Source organism: Pseudonocardia sp., assembly GCF_050250275.1.
Lineage (GTDB): Bacteria > Actinomycetota > Actinomycetes > Mycobacteriales > Pseudonocardiaceae > Pseudonocardia.
This window is the reverse complement of sequence record NZ_JBFWOY010000039.1, coordinates 17,324-33,362: the sequence shown is the minus strand read 5'-3', so window position 1 is coordinate 33,362 and position 16,039 is coordinate 17,324. Positions and strand designations below refer to the sequence as shown.

14 protein-coding genes are annotated in these 16,039 nt (G+C 71.8%); 7 read left to right on the top strand and 7 right to left on the bottom strand.

Annotation, left to right across the window (positions count from 1 at the left end; translation table 11 throughout):
- Positions 1-130 precede the first annotated feature (130 nt).
- The 3 genes from AB7F12_RS27480 to AB7F12_RS27470 form a co-directional block, all read right to left on the bottom strand.
- On the bottom strand, positions 131-1,309 hold the full coding sequence (locus AB7F12_RS27480; protein ID WP_428500947.1) for a phosphoglycerate kinase: 1,179 nt from the start codon (positions 1,307-1,309) through the stop codon (positions 131-133).
- Complete coding sequence (gene gap, locus AB7F12_RS27475) at positions 1,306-2,319, bottom strand: type I glyceraldehyde-3-phosphate dehydrogenase (RefSeq protein ID WP_428500948.1); 1,014 nt, start codon at positions 2,317-2,319, stop codon at positions 1,306-1,308. Before gap ends, AB7F12_RS27480 begins: the two co-directional genes overlap by 4 nt.
- Before the next feature lie 86 nt (positions 2,320-2,405).
- Positions 2,406-3,179 (bottom strand): HAD-IA family hydrolase, encoded by a 774-nt coding sequence (locus tag AB7F12_RS27470; RefSeq protein WP_428500949.1) that lies wholly within the window; start codon positions 3,177-3,179, stop codon positions 2,406-2,408.
- Between the two features lie 356 nt (positions 3,180-3,535).
- Between AB7F12_RS27470 and AB7F12_RS27465 the strand changes: the two genes are divergently transcribed.
- Positions 3,536-4,549: a class I fructose-bisphosphate aldolase gene (locus tag AB7F12_RS27465; protein WP_428517010.1), complete on the top strand. Its 1,014-nt coding sequence runs from the start codon at positions 3,536-3,538 to the stop codon at positions 4,547-4,549.
- A 157-nt stretch (positions 4,550-4,706) separates the two neighbouring features.
- Positions 4,707-5,675 carry a carbamate kinase gene (locus AB7F12_RS27460; RefSeq protein WP_428500414.1) on the top strand — a complete coding sequence of 323 codons (969 nt, stop codon included), beginning with the start codon at positions 4,707-4,709 and terminating at the stop codon, positions 5,673-5,675.
- Positions 5,676-5,757: 82 nt separating this feature from the next.
- Here AB7F12_RS27460 and AB7F12_RS27455 read toward each other — a convergent pair whose 3' ends face one another.
- Positions 5,758-6,327 carry a hypothetical protein gene (locus tag AB7F12_RS27455; RefSeq protein WP_428500413.1) on the bottom strand — a complete coding sequence of 190 codons (570 nt, stop codon included), beginning with the start codon at positions 6,325-6,327 and terminating at the stop codon, positions 5,758-5,760.
- A 240-nt stretch (positions 6,328-6,567) separates the two neighbouring features.
- Between AB7F12_RS27455 and AB7F12_RS27450 the strand changes: the two genes are divergently transcribed.
- Positions 6,568-7,548, top strand: a complete 981-nt coding sequence (locus AB7F12_RS27450; protein WP_428500412.1) for a class I fructose-bisphosphate aldolase — start codon at positions 6,568-6,570, stop codon at positions 7,546-7,548.
- Between the two features lie 62 nt (positions 7,549-7,610).
- Here the strand turns inward: AB7F12_RS27450 and AB7F12_RS27445 are convergent, their stop codons facing one another.
- Together AB7F12_RS27445 and tkt are read right to left on the bottom strand one after the other, a co-directional pair.
- Positions 7,611-8,558, bottom strand: a complete 948-nt coding sequence (locus AB7F12_RS27445) for a phosphoribulokinase (protein WP_428500411.1) — start codon at positions 8,556-8,558, stop codon at positions 7,611-7,613.
- 11 nt (positions 8,559-8,569) lie between these two features.
- The gene (gene tkt, locus AB7F12_RS27440) at positions 8,570-10,606 is read right to left on the bottom strand and encodes a transketolase (protein WP_428500410.1); all 2,037 of its coding nucleotides are present in this window, start codon (positions 10,604-10,606) and stop codon (positions 8,570-8,572) included.
- 188 nt (positions 10,607-10,794) lie between these two features.
- On the opposite strand from tkt, the gene AB7F12_RS27435 reads away from it, so the two are divergent.
- Together AB7F12_RS27435 and AB7F12_RS27430 are read left to right on the top strand one after the other, a co-directional pair.
- Positions 10,795-11,466: a response regulator gene (locus AB7F12_RS27435; protein WP_428500409.1), complete on the top strand. Its 672-nt coding sequence runs from the start codon at positions 10,795-10,797 to the stop codon at positions 11,464-11,466.
- A gap of 13 nt (positions 11,467-11,479) precedes the next feature.
- Positions 11,480-12,748 (top strand): histidine kinase, encoded by a 1,269-nt coding sequence (locus AB7F12_RS27430; RefSeq protein WP_428500408.1) that lies wholly within the window; start codon positions 11,480-11,482, stop codon positions 12,746-12,748.
- 229 nt (positions 12,749-12,977) lie between these two features.
- On the opposite strand, the gene AB7F12_RS27425 is transcribed toward AB7F12_RS27430, so the two are convergent.
- Positions 12,978-13,979 carry a class I fructose-bisphosphate aldolase gene (locus AB7F12_RS27425; RefSeq protein ID WP_428500407.1) on the bottom strand — a complete coding sequence of 334 codons (1,002 nt, stop codon included), beginning with the start codon at positions 13,977-13,979 and terminating at the stop codon, positions 12,978-12,980.
- Between the two features lie 173 nt (positions 13,980-14,152).
- Between AB7F12_RS27425 and AB7F12_RS27420 the strand changes: the two genes are divergently transcribed.
- Positions 14,153-15,583: a form I ribulose bisphosphate carboxylase large subunit gene (locus AB7F12_RS27420; protein ID WP_428500406.1), complete on the top strand. Its 1,431-nt coding sequence runs from the start codon at positions 14,153-14,155 to the stop codon at positions 15,581-15,583.
- A gap of 29 nt (positions 15,584-15,612) precedes the next feature.
- Positions 15,613-16,038 (top strand): ribulose bisphosphate carboxylase small subunit, encoded by a 426-nt coding sequence (locus tag AB7F12_RS27415; protein ID WP_428500405.1) that lies wholly within the window; start codon positions 15,613-15,615, stop codon positions 16,036-16,038.
- The last annotated feature ends 1 nt before the right edge of the window (position 16,039 follow it).

Below are 16,039 nucleotides of genomic sequence, written 5' to 3'. Positions count from 1 at the left end.
CGGGGGGGCCGTCGACCAGGCCGTTCACGGAATCCGGTGGACCGGCTCCGGCTCCCGGGCCGCAGCGGTGAACGGGGCCGGACGTCGGCGCCCGGCCCCGTCCACGCGAACCCGTCGCGTGTCCCCGCGGTCAGCCCGCCAGGACCGAGAGGCCCGGCAGCGACTTGCCCTCGAGGTACTCCAGCGACGCGCCGCCGCCGGTGGAGATGTGGGAGAAGCCGGCCTCGGGCAGCCCCAGTGCCCGCACCGCGGCCGCCGAGTCGCCACCGCCGACGACGCTGAACGCGCCCGCGGAGGTGGCGTCGACGATCGCCTGCGCGACACCGCGGGTGCCCTCGGCGAAGGGCGCCATCTCGAACACACCCATCGGGCCGTTCCAGAAGATCGTCTTCGCGCCGTCGAGCGCCGTGGTGAACACGCCGACGGAGTCGGGCCCGACATCGAGGCCCATCCAGCCGTCGGGGATCGCGTCGACCGGGACGACGCGGGTCGTCGCGTCGGCGGAGAACGAGTCGGCGACGACGACGTCGACGGGCAGCACGATCCTGCCCGACTCCAGCAGCGCCTTCGCGTTCTCGATCTGCTCGGCCTGCAGCAGCGACGCGCCCACCGAGTGCCCCTGCGCGGCGAGGAACGTGAAGCACATGCCACCGCCGACGACCAGGGTGTCGACACGCGGCAGCAGCGCCTCGATGACGGCCAGCTTGTCGGAGACCTTCGAGCCGCCGAGCACGACCGCGTACGGCCGGGCCGACTGCTCGGTCAGCCGGGCCAGCACGTCGGCCTCGGCCGCCACAAGCGTGCCCGTGTAGGCGGGCAACCGGTTCGCGACGTCGTAGACCGAGGCCTGCTTGCGGTGCACGACGCCGAACCCGTCGGACACGAACGCCCCGTTCCCACCGGTGAGGGCGACGAGCTCGTCGGCGAACGCACCGCGCTCGGCGTCGTCCTTGCTGGTCTCGCGCGGGTCGAACCGGATGTTCTCCAGCAGCACGACGCTGCCGTCGGCCGTCGCCGGCACGGTGTCGATCGTCGCCAGGGTGACCGACCTCCCGAGGAGCTCGGCGAGCCTGGCCGCGACCGGGCCGAGGGAGAACCGCAGGTCGGCGTCGCCCTCCGGGCGCCCCAGGTGCGCGGTCACGATCACCCGCGCACCCGCCCCGGTGAGCGCCGAGATCGTCGGGACGGACGCCCGGATGCGGCCGTCGTCGGTGATCCGGTCACCGTCGAGGGGGACGTTGAGGTCCGAACGCACCAGCACCGTCCGGCCGGCGACCCCCTCGGTGAGCAGGTCGTCGAGCGACCTCACAGCTTCGAGCCGACGAGCGCGGTGATGTCGGCGAGCCGGTTGGAGTAGCCCCACTCGTTGTCGTACCAGCCGACGATCTTCACCAGGTTGCCCGACACCTTGGTGAGCCCGGCGTCGAAGATGCACGAGTGCGGGTCGGTCACGATGTCCGAGGACACGATCGGGTCCTCGGTGTACTTGAGGACGCCCTTGAGCGGGCCCTCGGCGGCGGCCTTCATCGCGGCGTTGACCTCCTCGGCCGTGGTGTCGCGGCCGACGTTCGCGGTGAGGTCGGTGGCCGAGCCCGTGGGGATCGGTACCCGCAGCGCGTAGCCGTCGAGCTTGCCCTTGAGGTGCGGCAGCACCAGCGAGATGGCCTTGGCCGCACCGGTCGAGGTCGGCACGATGTTCAACGCGGCGGCACGGGCCCGGCGCAGGTCGCCGTGCGGGCCGTCCTGCAGGTTCTGGTCCTGGGTGTAGGCGTGGATCGTGGTCATCAGGCCACGCTCGATGCCGACGAGGTCGTCGAGGACCTTCGCCATCGGGGCCAGGCAGTTCGTGGTACAGGAGGCGTTGGAGACGACGACCTGCGAGCCGTCGTAGTCGCCGTCGTTGACGCCCTTGACGATCGTGATGTCCTCACCGGTGGCCGGCGCGGAGATGACGACCTTCTTCGCCCCGGCGTCGAGGTGTTTGTCCGCGCCGTCGCGCTTGGTGAAGATGCCGGTGGACTCGACGACCACGTCGACGCCCAGGTCCTTCCACGGCAGGTTCGCCGGGTCGCGCTCCGAGAGCACCTTCAGCGGCGCACCGTCGACGATGATGTCCTCGCCCGACGTGCTGACCTCGTAGGGCAGCCGGCCCAGGATCGAGTCGTACTTCAGCAGGTGCGCCAGCGTCGCGGTGTCGGTGAGGTCGTTCACCGCGACGATCTCGATGTCACTGGTCCCGGCGGTGCGCTGGGCGTCGACAGCCCGCCAGAAATTGCGGCCGATCCGACCGAAGCCGTTCACGCCAACCCGAAGCGTCACGCTCACTCCATCCCTGACTGCCGGCCGCACCCTGCGGCCGGGATAGGTCCAGTTCGGCCGGGGCGCGGCGGCGCCGGCCGGCGCGCTCAGCGGTCGCGCCACCAGGCCGCGTGCACGTCGATCGCGCGCTGCGCGGTCAGCGGCCCCGCGTCGCCCTGCGCTGCGCCCTCGTCGTAGCCCGGCAGTACCAGGGCCGCGGCCGAGAAGTCCTGCGTTGCGGTGTAGCCGTTGGTGACGACGATCGTCGCGAGCCCTGCACCCGTCGCGGCCGCCGTGCCCACGCCGGAGTCCTCCAGCGCCAGCGCGGCCGAGGCGTCGAGGCCCAGACCCTGCAGCGCGAGGAGATAGGCCTCGGGGTCGGGCTTGAGCCGTTCGACCTCGTCGCCGGTGACCATGACCTCGACGACGTCGCCGATCAGGTGGCGCACCAGCGGCACCGCCCAGTCGCGGCGGCCCGTGGTGGCCACGGCGATGCGGATGCCGGCGTCGACGAGGCCGCCGACGAACTCGGTGAGGCCGGGCCGCGGGTCGAACGCCCCCGCGGTGACCCGCTCGACGAACAGCGCCGTCTTCGTCCTGTGGATGTCGAGCGCGACGCGGTCGGCGTCGTCGGGGTCCCAGCCGCGGTCCTTCAGGTCGGCCGCGACCCGGCGGTGGCCGCCGGTGATGCGCAGCAGCGTCCCGTAGTGCTCGACGTCCCAGTCCAGGTCGACGCCGTGACGTCCGAAGGCCTCGTTGAACGCCGGGCGGTGGCCGTCGCGCTCGGTGTCGGCCAGCGTGCCGTCGACGTCGAAGATCACCGCCTCCAGGCGCCCGGCCCCGACGGTGGTCGTCGCTGTCGCGTCGCCCGTTCCCTGCACCGAAACCCGCTTCCTGCGCACGTCGCCGGACCGCGCGCCCTGTCGGGCGGGGCGTGTCGAGGGCCCCGCCACCTGCGAGGAGTGTTCGTGCCGTCCCGAAACGGCCCATCCCCCGGGCGGGGGGCCACCCGGGGTGTCCGGCCGGGGCCTGCCACGGGATGCCCCGGGGCATCCCCCGCGCAGGGGAGGTGACCTGCCCTGCGGGTCGAGACCCTGCTCGTTCCGGATGTGTGCGAGCACCGTGGTCGGCGCGCCGTCGGGCCGGTCCGGCCGGCGCGACCATCCGGCCACGTTCGGCCCGCCGTTCCGAGGCCACGGCAAGAGGCGGGACCAGCGGTGATCCGGAGGTGCAGTCCATGGAGGCGTTACAGCGGCGGACCCGGCGGATGTTCGCGTTCCGCAAGGGGATCCTGGCGCTCGATACCGCGCCCGACCAGTTGAGCCTGCGGTTCAGCTCGGCGGGCTCCACCGGTCCGGCGCCCGACGCGGCCGCCTACCGGGACATGGTGCTCGGTACCCCGAACCTCGCGTCCACCACGAGCGCGGTCGTCCTGCCGCCGGAGGCGTTCGGCCCCGCCGCGAGCGGGTCGCCCCGGCTGCGCGCCGTCGGTTCCGCCGCCGGCCCCCGCGGCCGCGGCCTGCTCGACCGGGTCGCCGCGGCCGGTGTGCTGCTGGGGGTGCGGGCCGACAGCGGCGCCGAGTCGCTGTCCGGGGGCCGCGACGAGCTCGTCACCACCGGGCTCGACGGCCTGTCCGACCGGCTGCGCCGCTTCCAGGCACTCGGCGCGAGCTTCGCGGTGTGGGCCATGTCGTCGGGCTCGGCGATCGACTACGGCGCGCTCCGCACGCTGACGGTCAACTGCCAGGCTGCCGCCCGGTTCGCCTACACGTGCCAGACCCTGGGGGTCGTGCCGGTGATCCGCGTCGGGACCCGGATGCGCGACGGCACACCCGCCCAGCGCAGCGCCGCCCGCGCGGCCGCGCTGCTCAGCGTGTGCGGCCACCTCGAGGACATCGAGGTCGACCTGCCGTCGGTCGTGCTGAGCACGGAGGCCGAGTGCGTGCACGACGCCGACCCCGTCACCGGTGGGCCGCTCGTCGCACTGCCCGACCGGCTCGGCGGCGTCGCCCTGACCGCGGGCGACAACGCCCTCTCCACGGCCGTCGCGGCCGTCACCGCCGTCTGCGAGGCCGACCCGCCGTGGCCGGTCACGTTCTACCTCGGCCGGGAGGTGACCCGACCGGCGCTGCTGGCCTGGCGGGGACGGACCGGCTCCGTGCGCGCCGGGCACCAGGCCCTCCGCGACGGACTCACCACGGCCTGCGCGGCACTGGGCGGGCAGGCCCTCGCGGCGGCCCCCGGTTCCTGACCGGCCCGTCGCTGTGTCCCACGCAACACCCCTGCAACGACGCAGGTCACTCTGCATATCAACAACCCGTTCCAGGGCCGGTTCTCACGAGCCGCGGAAAGTCGGACCGGCCTCGGGCCCCTGCCCACACGCCGGTCACGAAGGAAGAAGGAAACGCATGTCGAGGACCGCTGTCGTCGCACTCGGGGGGAACGCCTTCACCCGCGAGGACCAGAAGGGCACCTTCGAGGAGCTGGCGGCGAACGCCCGCACCATGGCGAACACGGTGCATGCGCTGCGCCGCAGCGGGTGGAACGTCGTGATCGTGCACGGGAACGGCCCGCAGGTCGGCAACCTGGCGATCCAGCAGGAGGAGGGGTCCTCCGTCGTACCGGCGCTCCCGCTCTCCGCGCTCGGTGCGATGACCCAGGGCCAGCTGGGCAGCCTCATCTCGATCGCGCTGCGCCAGACCGCGCGGGCCGGCGACGACATCGACATCGCCACCATCGTCACCCACGTCGCCGTCGCCTCCGACGACCCGGCGTTCGACGACCCCCGCAAGCCGATCGGCCCGTTCTTCCACGGTGACGCCGTCAACGAGATGGTCGAGACCCGCGGCTGGACGATGATCGAGGACTCGGGCCGTGGCCACCGCCGCGTCGTGCCCTCACCGAAGCCGCAGGCGATCCTCGAGGCCGCCTCGATCCGGGTGCTGGCCGACGCGGGTGTCGTCGTGGTCGCCGCGGGTGGCGGCGGCGTCCCGGTCGTCGACGAGGGCAACGGCCTCGTGGGCGTCGACGCCGTCATCGACAAGGACTACGCCGCGCAGCAGCTGGCCAACCAGCTCGGCGCCGACGCTCTGGTCCTCGTCACCGGTGTCAAGAACGTGATGGTCGACTTCGGCAAGCCCACCCAGCGCGCCATCGAGGAGGTCGGCGTCGACGAGGTCGAGGTCCACCTGTCCGACGGCCAGTTCCCCGAGGGTTCGATGGGACCGAAGGTCCGTGCCGGGATCGCGTTCCTGCGCAACGGTGGCCGGACCGTCGTCGTGACCACCCCGGAGTTCGCCGCCGACGCCCTGGCCGACGACGAGGCTGCCCGCGTGGGCACCCGCATCGTCGCCGCGGACGCCACCGTCGAGGCGTGATCCCCTTCACGACGTCGAAAAGCGGCGAATGAAGAAGGGGCTCGCACCATTCCGGTGCGAGCCCCTTCTTCGTTTCAGGAGATCAGAACAGCTCGCCGCGCGTGACGAGCAGGACGACCGGGAGGAAGAACGTCCAGATCGCGGTGATCATCAGGATCCCGCCGAGAACCTTGGCGGGGAGCTTGCCGTAGACGGTGGCGGTCACCGACCAGAAGGCGATCAGCCAGACGATCAGGATCGAGTGCAGCAGGACGCTGCCGTCGAAGAACTGCCAGAACGCGATCGGAACGAGGCCGACGGGGATGGCCAGGTTCGCGACGGGGCGCAGGTCGAGACCGAAGTACGCGGCGGCACCGACCGAGGTGAAGAACAGGCCGTAGAAGCCGACCAGACCACCGAGGAGGAGCGCGCCGTTGGAGGCGGTCGCAGCGTCAGCAGCACTGGTGCCGGCAGCGGCGGGGAGGCCGCTGCGGGACACGATGTAGAGCGCGGAGAGCAGGTCGACGATGCCGGCGACCATCGCGATCCAACCGACGGTCTTCAGCGGGTTGGAACCCGAGTCGTCCGCCTTCGCTCCCCAACCGAGGAAGAAGCAGGAAATGACGAACAGTGCGGCGCCGGTGACTGTGAATACGAGAATGACGGGCGGCATGGCCTCCCCTTCGAGACGAGGGTGTCCTGAGAGTTCGCTGAACGTGTCGGATCGTAAACGGCGGCCCTACTATAGTCCACAAATGCAACACTGCGTTACTGAACTGTGACGGCCTGGTCCGACCAGCGAGATCGAGCGACAGAACGCCCTGTCGCATCCCATTGATCGCAATTCCTCGTCAGTGTGGTGATCCGGATTACGCACTCACAGTCGGTGCCCAAAACCCTTCAGGAGGCCCATATGGGTGACATCACTGCTCCATCTGCTCGCCTGTTCGCTGCGGCACGTGGGCTCCTGGCCCTCGATCAGCCCCACACCAACACGGTCGGGATGCTCCGCGACGCCGCTGTGCCGCTCGCCCCCGGCACCGTCCACGCATTCCGCGACCTCGTGCTCGCCACCCCCGGCCTGGATCGCGCGGTGAACGGCATCCTGCTCGACCCCGCGACATTGCACAGAGTCACCGATTCCGGACCCACCCCGGCATTGCACCGCGTGTGGGTTCCCCTCGGGGTGCGGATGGGCGACGAGAACCTCCGCAGCTTCGACGTCGCCGGTTCCGTCGACGGGATCGCCGACGAGATCGACCGCCACCGTCGCGCCGGCGCGAGCTTCGCGCGGTGGCGCATCGTCGCGACGGCCGACACCGCGACCACCGAGGTCCGCGCCCGCGCGCGGCTCGTCGCCGGGTGGGCGGCCGCCTGCGTCACCGGCGGGCTCACACCGTTCGTCGACGTCGTCGCGATACCCGATCCCCGCGACGGTCTGCACGAGGCCGCCATCGCTCACGGCGCAGCGGTCCGGACCGTCCTCGACGCACTGCGGGTCGAGCGTGTCCACCTCGACGACGTGGTCCTCGGGTCCAGCATCGTCACCCCCGGCAGGCGCGCCTCCGACGTCGCGACCGCCGAGGACGTCGCCCGGGCGACACTGCGCGGCCTGCACTCCGCCGGAGCCGAGGAGCTCGCCGGCGTCGTCTTCACCCCGGGTGGCCGCCCCGACCGGCTCACCGCCCACCTCGCCGCTGTCCAGTGGCTCGGTCCGCGCATGCCCGTCGGCTACTGCCTCGGGCGCAGCACCCTCGGCACCGTGGCCCGGGCCTGGGGCGGGAAACCCGAACGGGTTCTCCACGCCCACACCGAGCTCATCACCCGGTTCACCTCCGTGGGTGCCGTCGTCCGGGCCGGCGCCGGCGAGGCCACCCGCCGCGCGACCGGCTGACCACCGCCACGACGACGAACGCCCCGGACGGCGAACCGTCCGGGGCGTTCACGTCGAACCGGTCAGCGACCGGCCTCGATCAGGTGGTGCAGGAGCAACAACTGGGTGATGGCGAGCGGCTCGCTGCGCTCCCCGCCCCCGATGCCACCCAGTGACTCCGGGGCACAGCGCTCCGGCTCCCCGATCGACGCCCAGATCGCCTTCTCCACCGCGATGCTCTCCTCGGGGTCCACGTAGCCGTGGACATGGAGCGAGTCGACCGGGCGACCGTCGGTGTCCCGCTCCAGCTTCAGGTGCATCGCCCGGTGCACACCGGGCTGCATGACCTCGCTCAGGTCGGGATGGTGGATCGTCGGGCGCAGCAGCAGCTCCGCCGACAGCGGTACCGACGGGTCGTCGCGCCCCTCCACCGGCGCGAACCGCACCACGATGTCGGCGTGCTGGCGCTGCGGCCGGATGTAGGCCCCCGACTCCGGCTCCCGCAGGTCGAGCTCGCTCAGCACCTGCTCGGCGGTGTAGCCGCGGTCGCGCGCGTCACGCTCGACCTTCCACGCCCGCCGCGTCCGCTCGTGCGGGTCGAGGAACACCGTCACGTCGAAGCAGGCCCGGGCCAGCTTGCTGTACAGCGGGAAGAGCCCCTCGACGATGATGAAGTCGCCAGGCTCCAACAGCTCCGTGTGCGTCAGCCGCCCCGCCGAGTGGTCGTACACCGGCTTGAGGATCGGTTGGCCGCTCGCCAGGAGCTGCAGGTGCTGCTCCATGATCCCGAGGTGGTTGCAGTCGGGGTGCAACGCCGTGAAGGGCAGCGACTGCCGCTCCACACGGTCGTAGCGGTGGTAGTCGTCGGTGCACAGCGACACGCACCGCTCCGGGCCGAGCGCCTCGACCAGCCCGGCCGCCAGTGTCGTCTTCCCCGACGCCGAGTCACCCGCGATGGCCAGCATGACCGGTCGCCGGTTGACCGACGACCGGCCCGCGGCCCGGTGGATGCGCAACGTCTTGTCCGGCACCGCCGGCTGCCCTATGCGTCTTCGGCCCCGGCGGTGGCCAGCGCGACCCGCGCGACGGCCGACGCCGACAGCCCCAGGTGGTCGGCGACCTCGTGGCCCGGGCCGCTCTCCCCGAACCGGTCGATGCCGATCACCGCGTCACGCGGCCCTGCCAGCGCCCGCCACCCGACGGTCACGCCCGCCTCGACGAACACCGCCGGCGCGTCGGGAAGGCGGTAGGAGCCCTCCCGCAGCGACGCCTCCAGCCGCTCACGCCACGGCACCGACACGACGGTCGCCTCGACGCCACGGTCGGCCAGCAGCTCGGCCGCCACCAGCGCCAGCGACACCTCCGAACCACTCGCGACCAGCACCACCGCCGGGTCTCCCTGCGCGGCGCGAACCGTGCGGGCACCGTGGGCGCGGACGTCGTCGAGACCGGCGCCGCCCAGGTTGGGCAGGTCCTGGCGGCTCAGGATCAGGGCCGTGGGCCCGTCGAGGGTGGCCGCGGCGATCCCCCACGCGGCTGCGGTCTCGGCCGAGTCGGCCGGGCGCAGCACCGTGACGCCCGGGATGATCCGCAGCGACTCGACGTGTTCGACCGGCTGGTGGGTCGGGCCGTCCTCGCCGACGTGCACCGAGTCGTGGGTGAGGATGTGCACGACGGGCTGCTTCATCAGCGCCGCGAGCCGCAGCGCCGGGCGCAGGTAGTCGGCGAACACCAGGAACGTGCTGCCGAACACCCGCAGCCCGCCGTGCAGCGAGATGCCGTTCATCGCCGCGGCCATGCCGTGCTCGCGGATACCGAAGTGGATGGTGCGGCCCGACGCGTCGTCCGGGGTGACCGCGCCGCCCGGGATGGCCGTGTTGGTCGACGACGCCAGGTCGGCCGAACCGCCGACGAGCGCCGGGTACACCGCGGCCAGCGCGTTCAGCGCCGCGCCCGACGCCTTGCGGGTCGCCGCGCGGCCCTCGGCCACGGCCCCGTCGGCCAGCGGCGCCAGCGCCTCGACGGCCTTGTCGGCCACCGGGATCCGGCCCAGCGTGAACGCCTCGGCCGTCTCCGGGTTCGCCGCCGCCCACTCCTCGTGGGTGCGCGTCCAGTCCAGGCGGGTCTTCGCGGCCTGCGCGGCGCGCTCGGCCGTGGCCATCCGCACCTCCGCCGGCACGTGGAACGCCTCGTCGGGCCAGCCGAACCGCTCGCGCATCGCGGCGATCGTCTCGTTGCCCAGCGGGCTGCCGTGCGCCTTCGACGTGCCCTCGACGCCCGGGGCGCCGTAGCCGATCGTCGTCTTCACCGTGATGAAGGTCGGCCGGTCCTCGGTCGCCGCCGCCTCCGCGAACGCGCGGTCCAGCGCCTCGATGTCGTTGCCGTCGTCGACCCACAGGGTGCGCCAGCCGTAGGAGGCGAAGCGGGCCGCCGCGTCGTCGGCGCAGCTCTGGCCGGCCGAGCCGTCGATCGTGATGTCGTTGTCGTCGTAGATGACGGTGAGCCGGCCGAGCCTCAGCTTGCCGGCGAGCGACGCCGCCTCGTGGCTGATGCCCTCCATCAGGTCGCCGTCGCCCGCGAGCACCCACGTGCGGTGGTCGACGACCGTGTGCTCGGCGGTGTTGCAGCGTGCTGCCAGCATGCGCTCGGCCAGCGCCAGGCCGACCGCCGTCGCGATGCCCTGGCCCAGCGGGCCCGTCGTCGTCTCCACGCCGACCGTGTGCCCGAACTCCGGATGCCCCGGCGTGCGCGACCCGAGCTGACGGAAGTTCTTCAGCTCCTCGATGGGCAGGTCGTAGCCGAACACGTGCAGCAGGCCGTACAGCAGCATCGAGCCGTGACCGGCCGACAGCACGAAGCGGTCGCGGTCGGCCCAGTCGGGCGCCGCCGGGTCGTGCCGCAGGTGCCGCGACCACAGGGTCCACGCCGCCGGGGCCGTGCCGAGAGGCAGGCCGGGGTGACCGCTGTTGGCCGCCTGGACCGCGTCCGCGGCGAGGAACCGCAGCGTCGCGACGCCGAGCTCGTCGGTGTCCGCCGACTGGCCGGCACGCTCGGCCGGAACGCTGGGAGCGGTGCTCATGCCGCAACCTCCGCACTGATAGGAGTCACACCGTCGATGCGGCCCGGCCCCCGACAGCGGGGAACGGGCGCACACCTGTTCGAGATTCGGCCCCGGACGCTATGCCCGGAGCGCTCCTGTGCCCTCCCCGCAGCGGGGGAGGCCAGGGTTGAACCTCACGACCCCTGACGACGGCCTAGAGTCTCGGCATGAGTGCGCCGACGTCAGCAGGTCCATTGCGGATCGTTCTCGTGGACGACCACGAGATGGTGATCGCCGGTCTGAAGGCGATGCTGTCGCCGTTCCGCGGGCGCGTCCGCGTCGTCGGCGAGGCCATCGGGGCCGAGCGGGCGATGTCGACGGTCGCCAGCCTGACGCCCGACATCGTCCTGTGCGACGTCCGCATGCAGGGGGCGAGCGGCCTCGACCTGTGCCGCAGCCTGCGCGAGCGTGACCCGGACGCCAAGGTCGTGCTGCTCTCGGTGTACGACGACGAGCAGTACCTCTTCCAGGCGCTGCGCGCGGGTGCGTCCGGCTACCTGCTCAAGAAGATCAGCGGCGAGGAGCTCGTCCGCCAGCTCGAGCTCGCCGCCACCGGCACCACGGTCATCGACGCGTCCCTCGCGGGTCGTGCGGTCGACACCGCTGCCCGGCTGCAGAGCGACGAGTTCTGGCCCGGCGCCCGCCACGGCCTCACCCACCGCGAGTCGGAGGTTCTCTCGCTCATGGTCACCGGGCTGTCCAACCGCGGCATCGCCACCCGCCTCGTCGTCAGCGACGAGACCGTCAAGAGCCATCTGCGCTCGATCTACCGCAAGCTCGGCGTCGGCGACCGCACCGGCGCCGTCGCCACCGCGCTGCGCGAAGGGATCTTCCAATGACCGGGACCCGGCGGTGACGTCCTTCGGGCGCGAACCGGGACACGCCCTGCTCGGCCCCTACCAGGAGGGCAGCGTCCTCGGGCTCACCTCGGCCGAGAGCGCGAACGCCCTCCTGCTCGGCATCGTCGAGGCCACCTCCAGCGGCCCCCACGTCGAGCCCCTGGCCGCCGCCGTCGCCCGGCTCATCACCGAGGCCACCGCCACCGACGTCTGCTTCGTCCACGTCCTCGACGACACCGAACGCTCACTGACCCTCGCGGGGGCCACCCCGCCGTTCGACCAGTACGTCGGCGAGATCCAGCTCCCCATCGGGTCCGGCGTCGCCGGGTGGGTGGCCAGCCACCGCGAACCCGCCGTGATCGTCGAGCGCAAGGAGGAGGACCCGCGCTACATGCCGATCCCGGCCCTGCGCGGAACCGACTACACCTCCATGGCCTCGATCCCGATGGAGAGCGGCCCCTCCGGGCTGGTCGGGGTGCTCAACGTGCACACCGTCCGCCGGCGCCAGTTCACCGACAGCGACCTGCAGCTGCTCGGCGTCATCGGCCGGCTCGTCGCCGGGGCGCTGCACCAGGCCCGCGTGCACCGCAAGCTCGAGGCCCGCGAACGCGCTCACGAACGTTTCGCCGAGCAGGTCATCGCCGCTCAGGAGGCCGAACGCCGGCGGCTCGCCGGCGACATCCACGACGGCATCTCCCAACGCCTGGTCACGCTCTCGTACCACCTCGACGCCGCCGGCCACAGCATCACCGCCGACCCCGAGGTCGCCGTGGAACAGCTCGGCCTGGCCCGGGATCTCGTCAACCTGACACTCGACGAGGCGCGCGCCGCGATCGGCGGCCTGCGCCCGCCCGTGCTCGACGACCTCGGCCTCGCCGGCGGCCTCGCCAGCCTCGCGCGGTCGGTGCCGCAGTTCGAGATCGAGCTGGAGCTCGATGACGACCGGCTCCCCGAGCACGTCGAGATCGCGCTCTACCGGATCGCCCAGGAGTGTCTGCAGAACATCACCAAGCACGCCCGTGCCACGCTCGCGCGCATCCGGTTCCGGGTGCACCGCGGCACGGCGTGGCTCGAGGTCATCGACGACGGCGTCGGGTTCGACGTCGCGCCCGCGCCGTCGGTGGACCCGCACTCCCCCGGCTACGGGATGCAGTCGATGGCGGAGCGTGCGGAGCTCGTCGGCGGGCGGCTGCGGGTGATCTCGCGCCGCGGTTCGGGGACGACGATCATCGCGACGGTCCCGCTCGCCCCGTCCGACGCGGACGCACCCGCGGACGCCTGACCGTTCCCACCCCGGCGCCCCCGCCCCGGCGCCCCGGGTGTGCACGGCCGCAACCTCACTGCTGCCCCCGGCCACCCGGACGACCGTCAGGTTGCGCCCGCTCGTCCGGCCGCAACCTCACTGCCCTGCGGGGCCGGATCGACGACCGCCAGGTTGCGCGTGGCCGGTGCACGACGCGACGCGGCCGGCCCCCGGATCGGGGACCGGCCGCGTCGGGCGTGCGTGCTGATCAGGCGGGCTGCAGCTCACCGCGGCGGCGGACCGCGGCGGCGTTGGCACCGACGCGGTCGGCGAGGGCCGCCTGGCCGTCGGCGATCCGGTCGTCCTTGCCGACCCACGCCTTGAGGGCGGGGTCGACGAGCGCGCGGCCGAAGGAGAAGGTCAGCGGCCACGGGGTCTCGATGGCCTGCATGGCCTCGAGGTTGGCGGTGGCCCGCTCCGGCGACATGCCACCGGAGAGGAAGGCGACGCCGGCCAGCTCGGCCGGCCACGCCTTGAGCACCTCGACGGTCGCGGCGGCGACGGCCTCGGGCGAGGACTGCTCGGTGTTGCCGTTGCCCTCGACGATCATGTTGGGCTTGAGCACGATGCCGGCGAGGTCGACGTCCAGCAGCGCCAGCTCCTCGCGGACGGCGGCATGCACGGTGGCGGTGACCTCGGCGCAGCGCTCGATCGAGTGGGTGCCGTCCATCAGCACCTCGGGCTCGACGATCGGCACGATGCCGGCGGCCTGGCAGGCGGCGGCGTAGCGGGCGAGCGCGTTGGCGTTGGCGCGGATCGCACCGGCGCTGGGGGTTCCGTCGCCGATGACGTACACGGCGCGCCACTTGGCGAAGGCGGCGCCGATCGCGGCGTACTCGGCCAGGCGGGCGGGCAGCCCGTCGAGGCCCTCGGTGATGGTCTCGCCCGCGAGGCCACCCGGCAGCGGCTTGGCACCCGCGTCGACCTTGATGCCGGGCAGGATGCCCAGTGCGTGCACGGCCTGCGCGAACGGCGTGCCGTCGGCGAAGGTCTGCCGCAGCGTCTCGTCGCAGTAGATGATGCCCGACACGCCGTCGGACAGGTTGGGCGTGGCCGAGAGCAGCTCCCGGTAGATGCGCCGGTTCTCGGCGGTGGCCTCGACGCCGACGTTCTCCAGGCGCGACGACATCGTTCCGATGCTCTCGTCGGCGGCGAGGACGCCCTTGCCCGGCGCCACCATGCGCGCCGCGATCTCCCTGCACGTGCTCATACGTAAGTCCTCCTGTAGTGACACCCGGCGGGCACCGTAAGAGCGTGTCGAGCCGGGTCGCCTCACCCGCGTGGTGGAGACCGCGGGGGGCACCCAACACTTGAGCGTTTACTTCAGAATCACCGCGCAACTCTTGATAGACAGTTTCACGATTGTCGCGCAAGCTCTGAGCCATGGCAGATCGCTGGAACGCAGGTGTCATCCCCTACGCCGAGATGGGGTACTGGCAGCCCGACTACGAGCCGAAGGACACGGACATTCTGTGTGCCTTCCGCATCACGCCCCAGGAGGGCGTCCCCCCGGAGGAGGCCGGCGCCGCCGTCGCCGGTGAGTCGAGCACCGCGACCTGGACGGTCGTGTGGACCGACCGCCTCACCACCTTCGAGCACTACCAGGCCAAGTGCTACAAGGTCGACCCGGTGCCGAACACCCCGGGTCAGTGGATCGCGTACATCGCCTACGACATCGACCTGTTCGAGGAAGGCTCCATCGCCAACCTCACCAGCTCGATCATCGGTAACGTCTTCGGCTTCAAGCCGCTCAAGGCCCTGCGCCTCGAGGACATGCGCATCCCCACGCACTACGTGAAGACCTTCCAGGGCCCCGCGCACGGCATCGTCACCGAGCGCGAGCACCTCGGCAAGTTCGGTCGCCCGATCCTCGGCGCCACCACCAAGCCGAAGCTGGGCCTGTCGGCCCGCAACTACGGCCGCGTCGTGTACGAGGCGCTCCGCGGTGGTCTGGACTTCACCAAGGACGACGAGAACATCAACTCGCAGCCGTTCATGCGCTGGCGTGACCGCTTCCTGTTCTGCATGGAGGCCGTCAACCGCGCCCAGGCCGCGACCGGCGAGATCAAGGGTCACTACCTCAACGTGACCGCCGGCACGATGGAGGAGATGTACGAGCGGGCGAACTTCGCCGCCGAGCTCGGCTCCGTCATCGTGATGATCGACCTCACGGTCGGTTACACCGCGATCCAGTCGATGGCCAAGTGGGCCCGCGACAACAACGTGATCCTGCACCTGCACCGCGCGGGCCACGGCACCTACACGCGCCAGAAGAACCACGGTGTCAGCTTCCGCGTGATCTCCAAGTGGATGCGCCTCGCCGGTGTCGACCACATCCACGCGGGCACCGTCGTCGGCAAGCTCGAGGGCGACCCGATGACCACCGCGGGCTTCTACGAGACGCTGCGCGACGACAAGATCAAGGCCGACCTGAGCAAGGGGCTGTACTTCGACCAGGAGTGGGCCTCGATGCCCGGCGTCATGCCGGTCGCGTCCGGTGGTATCCACGCCGGCCAGATGCACCAGCTCATCCACTACCTGGGTGAGGACGTCATCCTTCAGTTCGGTGGCGGCACGATCGGCCACCCGATGGGCATCGCCGCGGGCGCCGAGGCGAACCGTGTCGCGCTCGAGGCCATGATCAAGGCCCGCAACGAGGGTGTCGACTACTACAAGGAGGGTCCGGAGATCCTCAAGAAGGCGGCCTCCCGCAACCGCGCGCTCGACACGGCGCTCGCGACCTGGGGCGACATCACCTTCAACTACGAGTCCACCGACACCCCCGACGTCGTCGCGACGCCGACCAACGCCTGATCCCCGCACAGGCACCAGGAGACTGACGAATGCGTATCACGCAGGGCACCTTCTCGTACCTTCCGGATTTCACGGACGAGGAGATCACGGCCCAGATCAACTACGCCCTGAGCAACGACTGGCCGCTGTCGGTCGAGTTCACCGACGACCCGCACCCCCGCAACACCTACTGGGAGATGTGGGGCCTGCCGATGTTCGACCTGAAGGACCCCGCCGGCGTCCTGCTCGAGGTCAACGCCTGCCGTAAGGCCAACCCCAACGCCTACGTCAAGCTGAACGCCTACGACGCGAGCCTCGGCCGCCAGACCACGGCGCTGTCGTTCATCGTGCAGCGCCCGGCCGACGAGCCCGGCTTCCGTGTCGACCGCACCGAGGTCCGCGGTCGCGCCATCCAGTACGCGACGCACTCGTACGCCACCGAGCGTCCCGTCGGCGACCGCTACAACCAGGGCTGAT